The 16,368-nt window shown below is 51.7% G+C and carries 15 protein-coding genes; 14 read left to right on the top strand and 1 reads right to left on the bottom strand.

Annotation, left to right across the window (positions count from 1 at the left end; genetic code table 11):
• Nucleotides 1-33 precede the first annotated feature (33 nt).
• The 14 genes from AB1690_05475 to AB1690_05410 all read left to right on the top strand — a co-directional run bounded on the left by AB1690_05475 (nucleotide 34) and on the right by AB1690_05410 (nucleotide 15,692).
• On the top strand, nucleotides 34-1,311 hold the full coding sequence (locus AB1690_05475) for a Glu/Leu/Phe/Val dehydrogenase (GenBank protein MEW6014751.1): 1,278 nt from the start codon (nucleotides 34-36) through the stop codon (nucleotides 1,309-1,311).
• An 11-nt stretch (nucleotides 1,312-1,322) separates the two neighbouring features.
• The gene (locus AB1690_05470) at nucleotides 1,323-1,952 is read left to right on the top strand and encodes a site-2 protease family protein (GenBank protein MEW6014750.1); all 630 of its coding nucleotides are present in this window, start codon (nucleotides 1,323-1,325) and stop codon (nucleotides 1,950-1,952) included.
• Between the two features lies 1 nt (nucleotide 1,953).
• Nucleotides 1,954-2,652 (top strand): hypothetical protein, encoded by a 699-nt coding sequence (locus AB1690_05465; protein MEW6014749.1) that lies wholly within the window; start codon nucleotides 1,954-1,956, stop codon nucleotides 2,650-2,652.
• 71 nt (nucleotides 2,653-2,723) lie between these two features.
• Nucleotides 2,724-4,631 carry an ABC transporter ATP-binding protein gene (locus tag AB1690_05460; protein ID MEW6014748.1) on the top strand — a complete coding sequence of 636 codons (1,908 nt, stop codon included), beginning with the start codon at nucleotides 2,724-2,726 and terminating at the stop codon, nucleotides 4,629-4,631.
• Nucleotides 4,628-5,746 (top strand): glycosyltransferase family 4 protein, encoded by a 1,119-nt coding sequence (locus AB1690_05455; protein ID MEW6014747.1) that lies wholly within the window; start codon nucleotides 4,628-4,630, stop codon nucleotides 5,744-5,746. Before AB1690_05460 ends, AB1690_05455 begins: the two co-directional genes overlap by 4 nt.
• On the top strand, nucleotides 5,746-6,864 hold the full coding sequence (locus AB1690_05450) for a glycosyltransferase family 9 protein (protein MEW6014746.1): 1,119 nt from the start codon (nucleotides 5,746-5,748) through the stop codon (nucleotides 6,862-6,864). Before AB1690_05455 ends, AB1690_05450 begins: the two co-directional genes overlap by 1 nt.
• The gene (locus tag AB1690_05445; GenBank protein ID MEW6014745.1) at nucleotides 6,861-7,616 is read left to right on the top strand and encodes a glycosyltransferase family 2 protein; all 756 of its coding nucleotides are present in this window, start codon (nucleotides 6,861-6,863) and stop codon (nucleotides 7,614-7,616) included. The genes AB1690_05450 and AB1690_05445 overlap by 4 nt, the downstream gene beginning before the upstream one ends.
• Nucleotides 7,613-8,698 (top strand): glycosyltransferase family 4 protein, encoded by a 1,086-nt coding sequence (locus tag AB1690_05440; protein MEW6014744.1) that lies wholly within the window; start codon nucleotides 7,613-7,615, stop codon nucleotides 8,696-8,698. Before AB1690_05445 ends, AB1690_05440 begins: the two co-directional genes overlap by 4 nt.
• The gene (locus AB1690_05435) at nucleotides 8,683-10,860 is read left to right on the top strand and encodes a bifunctional (p)ppGpp synthetase/guanosine-3',5'-bis(diphosphate) 3'-pyrophosphohydrolase (protein MEW6014743.1); all 2,178 of its coding nucleotides are present in this window, start codon (nucleotides 8,683-8,685) and stop codon (nucleotides 10,858-10,860) included. The genes AB1690_05440 and AB1690_05435 overlap by 16 nt, the downstream gene beginning before the upstream one ends.
• Complete coding sequence (locus AB1690_05430; protein MEW6014742.1) at nucleotides 10,857-12,326, top strand: hypothetical protein; 1,470 nt, start codon at nucleotides 10,857-10,859, stop codon at nucleotides 12,324-12,326. Before AB1690_05435 ends, AB1690_05430 begins: the two co-directional genes overlap by 4 nt.
• A gap of 57 nt (nucleotides 12,327-12,383) precedes the next feature.
• The gene (locus AB1690_05425) at nucleotides 12,384-13,055 is read left to right on the top strand and encodes a tetratricopeptide repeat protein (protein ID MEW6014741.1); all 672 of its coding nucleotides are present in this window, start codon (nucleotides 12,384-12,386) and stop codon (nucleotides 13,053-13,055) included.
• Between the two features lie 58 nt (nucleotides 13,056-13,113).
• Nucleotides 13,114-13,836 (top strand): double zinc ribbon domain-containing protein, encoded by a 723-nt coding sequence (locus AB1690_05420; GenBank protein ID MEW6014740.1) that lies wholly within the window; start codon nucleotides 13,114-13,116, stop codon nucleotides 13,834-13,836.
• Nucleotides 13,837-13,844: 8 nt separating this feature from the next.
• Nucleotides 13,845-14,765 (top strand): site-specific tyrosine recombinase XerD, encoded by a 921-nt coding sequence (gene xerD / locus AB1690_05415; GenBank protein ID MEW6014739.1) that lies wholly within the window; start codon nucleotides 13,845-13,847, stop codon nucleotides 14,763-14,765.
• On the top strand, nucleotides 14,766-15,692 hold the full coding sequence (locus AB1690_05410) for a GGDEF domain-containing protein (GenBank protein ID MEW6014738.1): 927 nt from the start codon (nucleotides 14,766-14,768) through the stop codon (nucleotides 15,690-15,692). It abuts the gene before it with no gap.
• 220 nt (nucleotides 15,693-15,912) lie between these two features.
• On the opposite strand, the gene AB1690_05405 is transcribed toward AB1690_05410, so the two are convergent.
• The coding region (locus tag AB1690_05405) for a hypothetical protein (GenBank protein MEW6014737.1) at nucleotides 15,913-16,368 on the bottom strand (456 nt) is incomplete at its 5' end.

Genomic DNA, 16,368 nt, shown 5'->3' with positions numbered 1-16,368 from the left:
AAACAGCAGAAAAATTTCAGGAGATAAAAACAGATGACAGTCCACGAGAGATTGAAATCGGTCGATGTTCCGGTTTCCACTTTTGAAAATGTGATGAAGCAGTTTGACCAGGCGGCAAGCAAGCTGAATATCGCCAAAGAACTGCTCGAATTTATCAAGTATCCGCGGCGCAGCACCATTGTCAAGCTTCCGGTGCAGATGGATGACGGCTCCTTTCGGATGTTCACCGGATACCGCGTGCAGCATTCGATTGTTCGCGGTCCCGCCAAAGGGGGGATTAGATTCCATCCGGATGTAACTCTCGATGAAGTGCAGGCGCTGGCCTCCTGGATGACTTGGAAATGCGCTGTGGTAAATATCCCCTTTGGCGGCGGCAAGGGAGGAATCGCCTGCGACCCGAGCAGGATGTCGCGGGGGGAACTGGAGCGGCTGACCCGCCGTTACACCGCCGACCTCATCGACCTGTTCGGTCCCGAACGGGATATTCCGGCTCCTGACGTCAATACCAATGAACAGACTATGGCGTGGATAATGGATACATTTTCTATGCACGAGCGTACTACTGTCACTTCGGTGGTGACCGGTAAGCCGCTGGTGCTGGGCGGTTCGGCCGGACGGCGCGAGGCGACCGGAGTCGGCGTGGTGATAACGGTGCGGGAAGCTTTAAGACATCTGGGATTAGAGGCCGCGAATTGCACCGCGGCCGTCCAGGGCTTCGGCAATGTTGGCTCGGTGGCAGCCCTTTATCTGCATCGGCTCGGCGTGAAGGTCACTCATATCAGCGACGTGTACGGCGGGCTTCACAATCCCAGGGGGATAGATATTGAAGAACTGGTCAAATATGCCGCCAGGCACAAGAATGTAGTCGGTTTTGCCGGCGCCGAACCGTATGACGGCAGCCAGATTCTCTATACCGATGTCGATATTCTGGTTCCGGCGGCGCTGGAGAACCAGATAACGGTCGAAAACGCCGCCCGCGTGAAAGCCAGAATTGTCGCCGAAGGCGCCAATGGACCGGTCACGCCTGATGCCGACCCCATACTTGTTGAAAATGGGGTCTTTGTCATACCCGATATCCTTTGCAATGCCGGCGGCGTTACGGTATCTTACTTCGAATGGGTCCAGGACCGGATGGGATATTTCTGGAGTGAGGAAGATGTTCTGATGCGACTGGAAAAAATCATGACGCACGCCTTCCAGGATGTCTTAAAAGTCGCCGTCGAGAACAAGGTGCACCTCCGCCTTGCCGCCTTTATGGTGGCAATTCAGCGAGTGGTCGATGTCGTTATGTTGCGCGGAATTTATGCCTGAATTAATTGAGTATGTTTGATTCCGATTTCATAGAAAAAGCCCTGATAGCGGCCCCGGCGATTCTGTTTGCGCTGACGGTCCACGAATTCTTTCACGCCTATCTTGCCTACCGCTTCGGCGACAGCACCGCCAAAGATATGGGACGGTTGACCCTCAATCCGCTGGCACACCTCGACTTCTTTGGCACTCTCATGATGTTCCTGTCGGGCTTCCGTTTCGGCTGGGCAAAACCGGTACCGGTCAATCTCTATAACCTGAAAAACCCTCGTACCGCCGACCTCTGGATTTCGGCGGCGGGACCATTTTCAAATCTCGGGTTAGGATTGATATTTGGACTGCTGTTCCGCGCCTCTTACGGAGCCGATTTGGCTCTGCCTCCGGCGGTATATCAATTCTTATATATCAGCGTCATGATTAATGTCTCACTGGCGTTTTTCAATCTGATTCCTCTCTATCCGCTGGATGGCTCCCATATTCTTAAAAGTCTCCTGCCGGCGCGATACGAAATACCCCTGATGGAATTCGAGCGCTTTGCCCCTTTCATTCTTATGTTTCTGATAATCATCGGCGGCTTCTGGTTTGTCCTGGGACCTTTCATCAAGTTCTTTGTCTATCTCTTTGCCGGTATAAGGCTGATGTAATATGAAAAGCCAACTCTCGCTGTTTTTCTTTGCCCTGATAACGATTTCTGCGATATTTCCTGCCGGATGCACTCTTGCCAATCGCAACCGAGTGAGAATCAAAACCGCGGAGCAGACAGCGCCGAAGGAAAAGTTGCGGGGGGATGCTTATCTATTAGACGTCAAGATAAATCGGGAGGGTAAAAAAAGCTCCTTTCGTCTCGACCTCTATCAATCCGAAGAGACTCTTGCCTGGTTTGCCCGTGGCTATCTGGGAAAAGGGGTGATGAAAGGTGTTCTGACCAACGACTCTTTGATTGTGTACTTTCCGACCGAAGAGGAATTCTACTCCGGCAAGTTGAATGCTCTGGCAAAGAAATCATGCCTGGGGAACGCCGAATTGGAATCGGTTCTGGGGCAGCTTTTCCGAATTTTGCCTCCGGAGATTTCCTCCCTGTCTGATAATTTCTATCTTACCATCCTAAAAGAAGATGATAAGCAAAGGCGGTATATACTCAACTATAAAGACTGCGGCGGCGGTATCAGGCTTGATTATGAGAAGCATGACCTCCGTTTTCTGATTTCGAATATTCAATATATCGGTGAAGAGGAGACCTTTGGCTTTGAGGCAAAGGTTCGGGATTTCCGCCTTGATACCGACCTCCCGGCCGACAAATTCGAAATTGCTATCCCTTCGACTGCGACCCGTCTTAACCCCTGAGCGCGGAGCAGTTGCTTTTGACCATTCCGTTCTTTATCTTATAAGATTGTAAACCTGTAATCATAGGTAATATGAGCCTTTTCCGGCGGACATTTTCGATTCTCAAGCCGTACTGGCGACATCTGCTCGGCTCTTCGCTGTCGTCGGCGATGTACGCCCTCCTCTCCGGAATGCTGGTCTGGCTCGCCGGACCGCTTCTGATGACCCTCTTTGCCGTGACCGATATGGGAGTTACAGGCGCCCAACCGGAAAGCGCGATTTCTGCCGAAAGCGCCTCACCTACGGCCGCGACCGGTCACGATTTACCTTCGGCCGTTACCGGCGAATACGATTTCCTGATTGAAGCCAAGAATTCCTTGAAAGAATTGATTGGCAGCCTGGTAACTGGTTCTTCGCGCCAGGAGACTTTATTTAATTTTTGCTGGTTGATACTCGCGGTCGGGCTGGCGGCGAACATCTTTCTCTACCTGCAGGGATTTTTCATGTCGTTTGTCCAGCAATCGGTGGTTCGCGATTTTCGTAATCGCCTCTTTGAGAAATATCATCAACTGTCCCTGAGTTTTTTCCATCGCCAGCAGACCGGGCAGTTGATATCGCGGGTCACCAATGACGTCATCGTCCTTAATGAAACCGTTGACCTTGGTTTCAATCGTCTCGTCGCCGATTCCCTAACCGTTCTACTTCTCAGCGCATTCTTAATTCTTCTGTCATGGAAACTGACCCTCCTGGCGGCGCTGATTCTCCCGCTGGTTTTTGGATTCATCTATATCATGGGGAAAAAGCTCCGGAAATATTCCCGCCGCACCCAGGAGCGGATGGCCGATGTCAACTCTACTCTGGAAGAATCTATCTCCAATATCCGGATTGTGAAAGCTTATGCCATGGAGAAATTTGAAATTGAAAAGTTCTCCAAGGCAACCCAGAATTATTTCCGCTCCATCCTGCGGATGACCCGTATCCGTTATCTGGCAAGCCCGGTAAGCGAAGTTCTTATTGTCGGCGCCGGAATCATGATACTGCTCTATGCCGGAACGCAGATTCTTGAAGGGAAGGGGGAGATGGACGCCGGCGACTTCATGACTTTCATCATCGCCATGTTCTCGCTGATTAAACCGGTCAAAACGCTTCTCTCCATTCATATCAAAATACAGGAGGGGTTGGCCGCGGCGGAGAGGATATTCGGTATAATTGATACGCCCATTCGGGTGGCGGAAATTCCGGAGGCGGTGGAGAAGCGTTCTTTTGACTCATCAATTAAGTACGACAGCGTGACTTTTGCTTACAACGACGGCAAGCCGGTACTGCGGGATATCTCCCTTGAATTGAAGAAAGGGCAGATTTTTGCCCTGGTCGGTCCTTCCGGCGGAGGGAAATCGACCCTGGTGGACCTGCTTCCCCGCTTCTATGACCCCCAGGCCGGGACTATTACTATCGATGGTATCGATATTCGCAAGATAAAATTGGAGTCGCTGCGACGTCTCCTCGGAATCGTTACCCAGGAAACCTATCTGTTCAATGACACTATATTCAATAACATTGCGTATGGACTTAACGGCATACCGCTGGATGATGTTATTGACGCCGCAAAGATGGCGAACGCCGACGGATTCATTCAGGGATTCGAGAAGAAGTACGATACCGTGGTCGGCAACCGCGGGGTGATGCTCTCGGGCGGACAGAGGCAGAGAATTGCCATCGCCCGGGCGCTTCTGAAAAATCCCCCAATTCTGATTTTTGATGAAGCCACTTCCGCTCTCGATACCGAATCGGAGCAGCAGGTACAGGAGGCGATTGATAATCTGATGAAAGAGCGGACCGCTCTGGTAATCGCGCACCGTCTTTCCACAGTGATTAATGCCCATCGGATACTGGTAATCGACTCGGGCCGGATAGTCGAAAGCGGCAACCATCAGGAGCTACTGAGCCAGGACGGCTTGTATCGTCGGCTCTACAATATGCAGTTTCGGGATGAATCGTGAATATCCTCTTCCTTAATTCCATCCGGGAAGAGATTTATGGAGGCATGGAGGAATGGATTCGTCTGGTCGGAGCCGGTCTGGCCGCCCGCGGGCATGGTCTATATGTAATGGGACGGCCTGAATCGGAATTCCTGCGGCGACTGCGTAATGCCGGAGAGAATCTGAACCTCAAGAGTCTTAAAATCTCCGGCGATTTCAATCCTGTAACTATCGGAAAAGTGGCGCGCTTCATAAGAAAGTACCGAATTGACATTGTCGTGGTGAATTTCAATAAAGACCTGCGGATAGGCGGGCTGGCGGCGCGTCTTGTCCGCCGCCCCGGAGTGGTCTGGTCAATCGGAATCAAAATCACTCGCGACAGCCGAATTCATCGCCTTCTCACCCCGAAATTATTTGACCGGGTAATTGTGCCATCGCAATCACTAAAGTCACAGATTGTTTCTGACCGATATATAACGGCTGATAAGGTAGAGGTAATACCGATCGGTCTGAAGGAGCGCGCAAATAATCTCGATAAAGAGACCGCCCGCCGGGAGTTGCGATATCGATACAGCCTGCCATCTGACGCCGTCATCGCGATAACTTCGGCTCGATTTGTGGAGCAAAAAGGACATCAGACCCTGATTGAGGCCGCCCCTACGATTGTGCGGCTGATTCCGCGCCTTCATTTCTTATGGTTGGGAAGCGGGCCACTCGAGCCCAAGCTGAAAGCGAAAATTCGGGAGCTCAATCTTGAGAGGCATTTTATCTTTGCCGGAATGCTTGATGATTTGGAGCTGGAGTTATCGGGTTCCGATTTCATGATTCATCCCTCCGTCGATGAGCCGTTCGGGCTGGCCATTCTGGAAGGGATGCGCTCCGGATTGCCGATAATTGCCAGCCGCGCCGGTGGCATTCCGGAAGTGGTCCATGAAGGGGGGAATGCGGCGCTTTTCCAGCCGGGGAGCAAGGAAGAATTGGCCGCGGCCGTGATTGCCGTTGCCTCTTCAGATGAGACTCGCCGGCAGCTTTCGGAGGAGTCGCTCCGGCGCTGGCAGACCGCTTTCAGTTATGATGTAATGCTTGACCGGGTCGAAAACTGCTTTCGAAACGTAATCTCTTTGCGGATGAATTGATGACACTGGCCAAGAGAATAGAATCTGCGATAAGGAGAGCGGCGCTGTCTCTTTTTTCGCTTTTCTGGCGTTGCGGTGATGCCTCCAAAATTCCGGTGGATGGCTCCAAGTTGAAGAAAGTCTTGATACTGCGCCCCGACAAACTGGGAGACATGGTCATAACCTTTCCTTTGATTGACGCTTTGCGAAGGCATTACCCGCATTTGAAAATATATCTTCTTGTTTCCGAACGAAATTTTCCTCTGGTCAAAGACGACCCCAGAATCGAAAAGGTCTATGTTTACCGCAAGAGATTCTTTCGGGATATACGAACTGTACAGGAGTTGCGGCGCGAAGTATGTGACCTGGTTATCGATGCCGTCCGTAATGACTCTGCCACCACTTTGTTTTTGGCGCAGTTGGCGGTCAAAAGCGGTATTAGAATCAGTCTGGGAAAAGTGGAGCATGCCAGATTTTACGATTATAATCATCCCGAGAATCCCTTGCGTCAAGAGCATAATATTGACTTCACTTTGAAACTGCTGAACGCATTTGGGCTGGATGAGAATGAGGCGGAGCGATATGCCGCCCCCTTCATTGACAGTGTCTCCCAATCGAAAGCGGATGAATTGCTCAATCAGATAACCGGCATTAGCGGCAAAATCTGGCTGGTCGGCTATAATGCGTCGGGAGGACGCCCCGCGCGACGTCTCCCTCTGGAAAGTTCTCTGGCTTTGCTGCAATCGCTTCTCTCCGAATATAGCGACCTGCATATCCTCCTGCTTGCCGCTCCCGATGATTATCAGCTCTGCAAGAAACTGAGCGAGCAGCTGCGTCAAAGAGTTTATCTACCGCCGCCGGGAATGAATATTGTCGAAGTCTCGGCGTTAATCAGCCGCCTTTCACTACTTCTATCGCCGGACACCTCCTTAATTCATATCGCCCGTTCCTGGCGCGTGCCTGTGATTGGATTCTACACAGCTTCAGAGCGGAATTTCGAGCATTGGCATCCCTACGGACAACGCGAGGGTGTGGTTTTTTCCCACAACGAGTATGATATTCACGATATCTCTCTGCCGGAGATTCTGGAGTTATTTAAACAGTTCCGGCAAACGGTAGTGCGGGGGGCATCGAATTGAATCTCTCCATAATCATAATCGCCAAGAATGAAGAGAAGAATCTGGTACGTTCTCTGACGGCGGTGCAGGGTATGGGGGAGATTATTCTGGTCGATAGCGGCTCGACCGACAACACCCGCGCCGTTGCCGAACGATTCGGCGCTCAGGTTTTCGATATGGGCTGGAATGGATTTGGACCGGCGAAAAAATTCGCTCAGCAAAAGGCTAACGGAAGTTGGATATTGTCGATAGACGCCGATGAAGTCGTAACAGCGCCGCTGCGGGAAGAAATTCTGACTGTGGTCGGCAGCGATAATGCCAAAGCCGGATATGAAATTACCCGATTGACCAATTTTATGGGGAAGTGGATATATCACTCCGGCTGGTATCCTGATTATGTGCTTCGCCTCTTTCGCCGTGAAGTCGGCCTCTTCTCCGATTCACTGGTGCATGAATCAGTGACTGTCTCCGGTCCGGTGGGCCGTCTCAATAATACCCTGCTCCATTATTCCTATCCTGATATCTCAGTCTATTTGCGAAAACTGGACCGATACACGTCCCTTGGTGCGGAGGAACTTCGCCGTCAGGGGAGAGAGTTTCATATACATAATCTTTTGTTGAAACCGCCGGCATCTTTCTTCCGCCATTATCTGACCGGCGCCGGCTTTCTTGACGGCCTCGAGGGATTTCTCATCGCCGGACTTTCAGCATACGGGACTTTCATAAAATATGCCAAACTGAAAACGCTTGGCGCGGCGGATAAACCGTCATGATAAAAGTTCTGCATCTTGATACGGGACGGCTCTTTCGCGGCGGTCAGGAGCAGGTTTATCTGCATCTAAAACATTTGGGAGCGTTTGAAGTTAAGCAGTATCTTGCCTGTCCGGAGACATCCAGACTGAAGCAAAGGGGTACTGAATATATGAGCGGTTATTTTCCTTTGGCAGAAAGCAATCTGGGCAGAATCCTGAAACGCCGCGAACTAACCAGTTATATTCAAAGAAACGAAATTCAGATTGTCCATGCGCATGATTCCCATGCTCATTCTCTGGCGATTTTTCTCCAAAGGGCGCAGCCTGAAGTTCGGGTAGTCGTCACCCGCCGCAGCAGCGGTCGAATCGGATGGGGAAGCCGCACCAAATACCGGCGGCATGGAATAGTTTTTATTGCCATATCAGAGACCGTCCGGCGCGACCTGCGAGAGGGGGGTGTCAACGACTCCGAAATAGCGCTGATTCCTTCAATGATTGACCTTAATGAAATCAGAAGTCACTCCGGCATAAGAACGGATAACGCCTCCTTCTCGGGCGGAATAAACCTGATTTCTGTTGGAGCCCTGGACAAGGAGAAAGGCTTTATCGATGCGGTAAAAGCGGTTAAGAGGCTCATTGAAAATAAACCGTCGCTTGACTCTAAGTATTTCCTTATAGGCGACGGACCGGAGAAGCGAAGAATTGCCGATTTTATTTCTGGCAACGGTTTAGCCGATATAGTCAATATGATTGGCTGGTCGGATGAGCCCTCCTCTTTTCTGAAAAAGGGAAATATCTATCTGGCGCCGTCACACCGTGAAGGGCTCGGCATTGCCCTTCTCAAAGCGATGGGCGCCGGAATGACGGTCGTGGCCAGCGATATCTCGGCGCACCGGGAACTTGTTCAAGAGGGGCAGACCGGTCTTCTGTTCCCATGCGGCGATTCGGAAGCGATGGCGGGTATGATAACGGGACTGCTGGAAAATCGACCCCTGCGTGAAAAATTGAGTCAGAATGCCGAAAAAACCGCCGTCAAATATGACGCCGCGGTAACGTCGGAGAAGATTTATCGTTTATATTGTAAGATATGCCCACACCGGTAAATACATTTAAGAAAGGCGTTCTCAATCTTGCCGAGTTCATAATTGCCACCGAGGCCTTGAACGCCAATATCAATATAACATTGATACGCAAGGCGTATGAATTTTCGGAAAAAGCGCATGCCGGCCAGAGACGCGAATCGGGTGACCCCTTTGTTGAGCACTGCCTCAATGTCGCCCTGATACTTGCCGAACTGCATCTTGATTCCACCACCATCGCGGCCGGTCTGGTGCATGATGTGGTGGAAGACACCGACATCAAGCTGGAGCAGATTCGCGAGGAGTTCGGCGATGAAATCGCCGCTCTGGTGGACGGCGTTACCAAGTTGGGAGCGGTCCAGTTCAAATCGGAACAGGAGCAGCAGATAGAATATTTCCGCAAGATGCTTCTATCAATGGCGAAAGATATCCGGGTAATTCTCATAAAACTTGCCGACCGGCTCCATAATATGAGAACCCTGGAGCATCTCGACCCGGAAAAACGGAAGCGTATTGCCATGGAGACCCGCGAGGTTTATGCGCCGCTGGCTCATCGTTTCGGTATCGCCCGCTTAAAGACGGAGCTGGAAGATTTATCGCTGAAATTTATCGAGCCGGAGGTTTACAGCGAACTCGCCCGTCGCGTCGAAATGACCCGCGAAGAGCGCGAGGAATATATCAATCTCGTCGTGGTGCCTATTCGCCGGGCGCTTGAAGAAGAAAAGATTAAAGCCGAGGTGTACGGACGGGCGAAGCATATCGATTCCATTTACCGGAAGATAAAGGTCCGCGGGGTGCCATTCGACCAGATTGCCGACCTTCTCGCTATCAGAATCATAGTGAAGAACAAAGCCGAATGCTATCATGCCCTGGGCATTGTCCATGAGCTCTGGAAACCGGTAGGACATAAGTTCGCCGATTATATCGCCAATCCCAAGCCGAACAATTATCAGTCGCTGCATACGGCGATTTTCGGACCGGAAGATAAAGTGGTGGAAATACAGATACGAACGAACGAGATGCATCATGTGGCGGAGCATGGAATCGCGGCGCACTGGTTGTATAAAGAAGGAAAACAGCAGCTGGATAAAGCCGACCAGCAGATGCTCTGGCTCCGGGAGGTCCTCGACTGGCAGAAAGATATGACCAATCCCTCGGAGTTCCTCGAATATCTGAAAATAGGGCTGTTTGCCGAGGATATCTATGTATATACGCCGACCGGAGAAATAAAACATCTGCAAGCCGGCGCCACCCCTCTCGATTTCGCTTTCAGCATCCATACCGAAGTGGGGCTGCATTGCTCGGGGGCGAAAGTGAATGGGCGAATTGTGCCGCTGTCGACAAAATTGAGGTCGGGGGATAAAGTGGAGATAATCACCAGCCCGCATCGTCATCCGACCCAGGACTGGCTCAATATAGCGGCAACCTCGGGCGCCCGGACAAAAATTCGCCGCTGGTTAAAACAGGCCGGCTTTGAACAGGCGGTCGCCCTGGGAAAGGAATTGCTGGAACGGGAGCTGAAGAAACATCGGGAAAAGATACCGCCCGATGAGGTCCTCCTGGATATTGCCCAGGGCTTATCGCAGACGTCGGTGGAAAACCTTTACTTCGGCATCGGCAACGGCACTATCTCAGCCAATATGGTCGCCCTGAAAATTCTGCCCGCCGAGCAGCAGGCTACCAAAGAGTCCATTGTCGAAAAAGTCATCGACCGCTTCCGCCGCGAGAGAGGCATTCAGATTGAGGGGATTGACAATATGATGTTCCGCTTCGCTGGTTGCTGCCAGCCGATACCGGGCGAAGAGGTCATAGGGTATATAACGCGAGGGCGGGGCGTAACCATCCATAGGGTGGACTGCCCGGCGGCGCAGGAACTTTTGAGAGACCCGGAAAGAACCGTGCCGGTGACCTGGAATGTATCATCGGAGCAGGCGTTTGTCGTGCGGCTGGAAGTCAACGTAGTGCCAAGGAAAAATATTCTGGCGGAAATCACCGAATCTATCGCCGAGAGCAATACCAACGTTCGCGGGGCGGACATCAATATCTCCGAAACCAGCTCTACCGGGTATATTGTAGTAGAAGTCAACAATCTCAGCCAGCTGGAGCGGGTGCTGGAAAAGGTGCGTAAGGTCAAGGGGGTGATTTCGGTGCGGCGCGCCCCCGGCGGCGACCGCGGCTTCAGATGAAGATAATATCTTCACCAGTCCTGTTTATATTATCGCTGCTTGTTTTCGGGGCAGGAGTCTACTACTTCTGGGATTATTCGATTGATGACGCCTTTGTTACCTTTCGGTACGCCGAGAATTTTGCCGGCGGTCACGGGTTACGGTTCAATCTTGGCGACAAGGCGGTGGAAGGGTATTCCAATTTTCTCTGGTTGCTGCTGCTGTCGGCGCTCTACGGAATCGGTCTCCCCACATATCTTACGGCGAAAGTACTGGGAGTACTTTTCTTTGCTCTGAGCGGATGGCTCTGGACAAAGATTGAGAAAGAACTCTCGTTCCGCTTCCCTGTTCCAGCCGGGGCGCTTTTTCTGCTGGCTCCGGTTACGGCCTTCTGGGCGGTAAGCGGTTTGGAACTGGGACTGCATACCTTTCTTATCTCCGGGGCGATTCTTCTCTTATTGCGCTACTCGCGGCTCGCCTGGATTCCTCTGGCGCTCCTGGTGCTGAGCCGTCCCGAAGGTGTCGTAATCTCTCTGGCAATCGCCACGGCTGGTGGGCTAATGAGCCGTGACTCAAAAACAGATAAACGGTTCGGCAGTCTCTCGGGAATAGTTGTCGTCTTACTGGTCATGGCGGCGTTGGTCGCTTTCAGGATGGCGGTTTTCGGTCATCCCCTCCCTAATACTTATTATGCGAAAGCCGAATCCTCCACGGCAGGTTGGTTGGAACTGGGAAAATTTGCGCTATATATGCTTCCGCTGACGCTGCTGCTCCTTTTAGTGCTTTATCGTTCTCTCAGAAATGGCGAATTTCGGCGCTGGGAAATCCTCTTCGCCCTGATTTTTCTGCTTCAGGCGGCTGTAAGCGTCAGGGCGTCGGCTGTGATGAATCTTCACTTTCGTTACCTCATCCCGGTGCTGCCGCTCTTTCTGGTGGCGGCGCTGAAAGGGTGGGAACTCCTCCGACCGGGATGGAAAAAGCCGGTTCTGGCAATAATGTTTATCTCTGTATTTTCTCCTGTCATCGCGGTGACCGAGAGCGTTGCCCGTGAAGAAGAAATAATGGCGGCACAACACGACCTTATCGCAAAACTGAAGGCGACGTCAGAGAATACCCGTATCTCCATCACCGACGCCGGGCGGATACCGTATTATACCGACAGATATTTTTATGATATCTGGGGTCTCAACTCCGAGGATATTGCGCATAAGGGATTTAATCCGACCACCGAATATTTCCGTTTTCCGGATTATTTTATATTTGTCGGGCATATTGCAAATGAGAAGCTGTTTCTGAGATTTGGCAAGGAGGAACTGATATACCAGAATCGGGGATTTAAGGAGTGTTACCCGCTGGTCAGCGTCAGCGCGCCGCCGGGCGCCGATATCAGTCGTCCGGGGTACTATTACCTCACTTTTGCCAGGAACCAGCGGGCGGTCGATTCGCTGCTGACGGTTGCGGGGAAAAAATATCTTATTGGTCAATAGCCCCCCAAAGCGTATAATAGCCGAAATGATACGTCTAATTTCAAAACAGGATACCTGATGCAAATTAATTTCTGTCCTTCCTGCGGCGCCAAGGTAACCCCGGGAAGTAAATTCTGCAGCGGATGCGGCGCGCCGTTTGATTCCGCCAAAAAAGAAAAAGCGCCCTCCAGGAAAAGCCCCTCCCGTGATATCATTCTGCTGGTGGGAGCGCTGGCGGCGCTGATAGTCGCCTATATGATTTTTGCCCCAAAGCCGAAAAAGCCCCAGCCGGTTCCCCAGTCGCAACAACAATTCGAACATCCGCCGATTACCGGTATGCCGCAGGTTTCCGCCACCGATATGGAGCAGATTATCGCCAGCCTGCCGAACCATTATGACAGCCTGGTTCAGATGGGAAATCATTTCATGGATACCCAGGTCTATCCGCTGGCGATTGAATGCTACGGGCGGGCAATCAAGTTAAATGCCACCGACCCCAATGTCATCACCGACCTCGGCGCCTGCTATTTTTACATGGAAAAAGATGACTCCGCCATCATGATGTTTGAAAAGGCGATTGCCCTTAATCCGCGCCATCCTATCGCCCATTTCAATATGGGTATCGTCTATCGCGGATTGAATAATCTGGAAAAAGCGCGCGAATACTGGAACAAGTTCGTGGAGCTCGACCCGCAGTCGCCCATTGCCGATACCGTCCGCCGCCTGATCAATGACCTGGGCGGCAAATGACCGGGTGACCGGTACATTATTCCCTTGAAATCTGCCGTTGAGAAAATAGATTTCAGGTGTGGCAACAAATCAAAAATCGCTTCTCCATATCGGGCTGGAAAGCCTGGCTGATTTTGTTTTTCCTCCCTTATGTCTAATCTGCTCCGGTGAAAACTTGGCTGATGATGCCCTGGTCTGCGACAGTTGCTGGAGTAAAGCGACCGGCGATCCCCATCTTCTCTGCCTCTCATGCAGACGGCCGTTAGGAGATGCCGTAAGTTGCGAAGAATGCGATAGCTCCTCAGTACCGGTGGCAGTGCTGGGACATTATCAAGACCCGCTGCAGGAGATTATTCATCAATTCAAATATTCCGGCTACTCCAAACTGGGGGAGAGTCTCTCTAATCGATTGATAGACAATCATATACATACTTTGGAAAGATTGCTTCCGAATCTGGCGGTGCCGATTCCGCTTGACAGTTATCGTTTGCGGAGACGTGGTTTCAATCAAGCGGCAGTACTTTCCGATATAGTAGGTAAGAGGTTACAGATTGAAACCGCAGAGCAGCTACTCGTTAAGAGCCGCAAGACCAAAGACCAGACCCGACTTGATTTCGAAAAACGAGCGGAAAATCTGAAAGGCGCCTTCACCTTGACCGAAAGAATCGCGCCGGAAGCGAAAATTATTCTAATTGATGATGTCTTTACCACCGGCGCCACCCTGCGCGAGGGATGCCGCGCGATAGACGCCGCCGGGGGGAAAGTGGTGATGGCGGCGGCAATTGCGGTGGCTGACCGATGAGCCGAGTTATGGATGCAAAACCACCGGTAAGCGAACTACTCAACGAATATCTTCAGTTCCAGGAATTGGAACGGGGATTGTCAACCAACAGCCTGGCGGCGTACCGTCGGGATATCGCCGCCTTCTTCAAAGATTTCAATCTCAAGCAGAGCCTGGCGATAGGCAGCAGAGAAATCAACGAGTTTCTCCGGCGTCAGAGTGACGCCAGCCGCAGGCCGGCCTCGATTGCCCGCAAGATTTCGGCGCTTCGAGGATTCTATAAATTTCTTCAGGAGCAGCAGGTTGTCAAAAGCAATCCCTTCGAAGGCACCCGGGCGCCCAAGCTGGCGCGCTACCGCCCCGATTACCTCTCGGTGGATGAGGTCTCTCGCATATTGGCGCAGCCGGATATAGGAAAACCGAAAGGGATTCGCGACAGCGCTATCCTGGAGATGCTCTACGGCAGCGGCATGCGGATTTCGGAACTCATTAATCTCAAAATTTCGTCCATCTATGATGAGGTAGGTTTTATCAAAATCACCGGCAAGGGGAATAAAGAGCGACTGGTGCCCTACGGGCAATACGCCCGCAAAGCGGTGGAAAAATATCTGACCGAGGTCCGCGAGCCGCTCCGAAAGAAAGTCGAGAGCGAGATACTCTTTCTTTCCAACCGTCTCACTTCCTTCTCGCGTGTCGGAATCTGGAAGATAATTCGCTTCTACGCGACCAAAGCCGGCATCGCCAAACGGGTAACACCCCACACTTTCCGTCACAGTTTTGCCACCCATATGATTGATGGCGGTGCCGACCTGCGAACGGTGCAGGAACTTTTGGGACATTCCAGCATCACCACGACTCAGATATACACGCAGGTCGACAAAGAATATCTACTCTCCGTGCACCGCGATTATCATCCGCGGGAACGGGCCAGGGCAGGGAAGGAGAAATAGATGTTTCACTGCGCCTGCCGTCAGGAAGGGGTCGATGTCGCTTTCAATCTTTCCCGGATGTTTATTGAAGAAAAAGTCTCCTTCCATTACTTTCGCACCATTGATGAACTTCTGGTGCTGGCGCAGCGGTACCATCTCGACCTGGTCATAATCGCCGGCAAAGATGATTTTATCAAAGAGATTGAGATGGTGCGCCTGATGAAAGAGCATATCTTCCTGGCGATTATCCCGACCGTGCTGTATCATCCCGACCCGCCGGAATCAGTCCTGGTTTCCGGTTTCGAGAACGGGACCGATACTTTCCTGCACGGACAATGGCGGGAGAAGCTTTTTCGCTCTCAACTGAAAATGGTGGCGGAGAGAAGCCGCCGCGATATCTCGGTCAATCCCTCGACATGGCTTCCCGGACCGGCGCTCATCGAGAAAGAAATCGAACGGCTGATAAAACTGGGGGCAGATTTCGGCGTCTGCTATGCCGATATCGATGACTTCAAAGCCTACAACGATTACTACGGCTACTATTATGGCGACCGGGTGATTCGTCTGACGGCGCGGATTATCCGCGATGTTGTCTTCGATATCTGCCGGGTCGGTTTTGTGGGGCATATCGGCGGCGATGATTTTGTCTTTATCCTGCCGACCGATATGGTCGGATTAGCCTGCGAGAATGTCATTAAAACTTTCGACCGTCTGGTGCCGTTTAGATACTCCGACCAGGACAGAACGCGCGGGACCATTCAAACCCGCAACCGCCGCGGGGAAGTGGAAACTTTCGGGCTTCTGACTATCTCCATTGCGGTGCTGGTGAACCAGAAGGGGAATTTCAAGCATGTGGGTGAGATGTCGCACATGCTGGCGGATTTGAAGAAGTATTCGAAATCGCTCAAGGGGTCAAACTACGTAGTGGAGCGGCGGAAGAAGTACTAAGCGGGGAAAATCCAGAAGTCAGAAAATCTTATTGGTCGGAATCCCCGCGGTACCGACAATATCTGCGTTTGGCGGACGACTTGTATTCTGGATTCCCGCTCCCCGCCTTCGCGGGAATGACAGTCACCGTCAGGAGGGACTCCTGACGGCGCAAGTTAAAAGGGGTGTTGGGTTTCTCAGGTTCGACAAATCTCATCCTCGGAACCCCGACCTACAGAAATCAAAACACCGAAAACTTGAAATACTTCTTCGGGTTCTTTGAAATGTCAGTCAATAAATTCTCCACCCGGGTCATCACCGTGGTCAGTTCCTGATAGAGAGAGTCGTCGTTTATCATTGCGCCGGCGGTGCCGTCACCGCGGTTCAGTTTCGCCAATATCGAATCAATCCGGGCGGACGAGGAGCGCATATTATCATATAACTGCGGGTCGGAAATCAGTTTCCCCAGCGTCCCCTGATTGGAATTTATCTGCGACGTGATAGTATCCAGATTGGTGGCGACATTCTCAATCGATGCCACCAGTCGTTTCTGGCTTGACTGCATTTCGTTTACCAGAATGGTCAGGGATGTAACCAGTTTGGTCAATTCATGATAAAGAGTGTCGTTGGTAAAAAGTTGCCCGGCGGTGCCCTCGCCGAGTTTCAGCTTGGATGTGATATCGCTCAGGTTTTCGGC

It is taken from the genome of Candidatus Zixiibacteriota bacterium (assembly GCA_040753495.1).
Classification (GTDB): Bacteria; Zixibacteria; MSB-5A5; order GN15; family PGXB01; genus DYGG01.
This window is presented reverse-complemented; position numbering and strand designations above follow the sequence as displayed.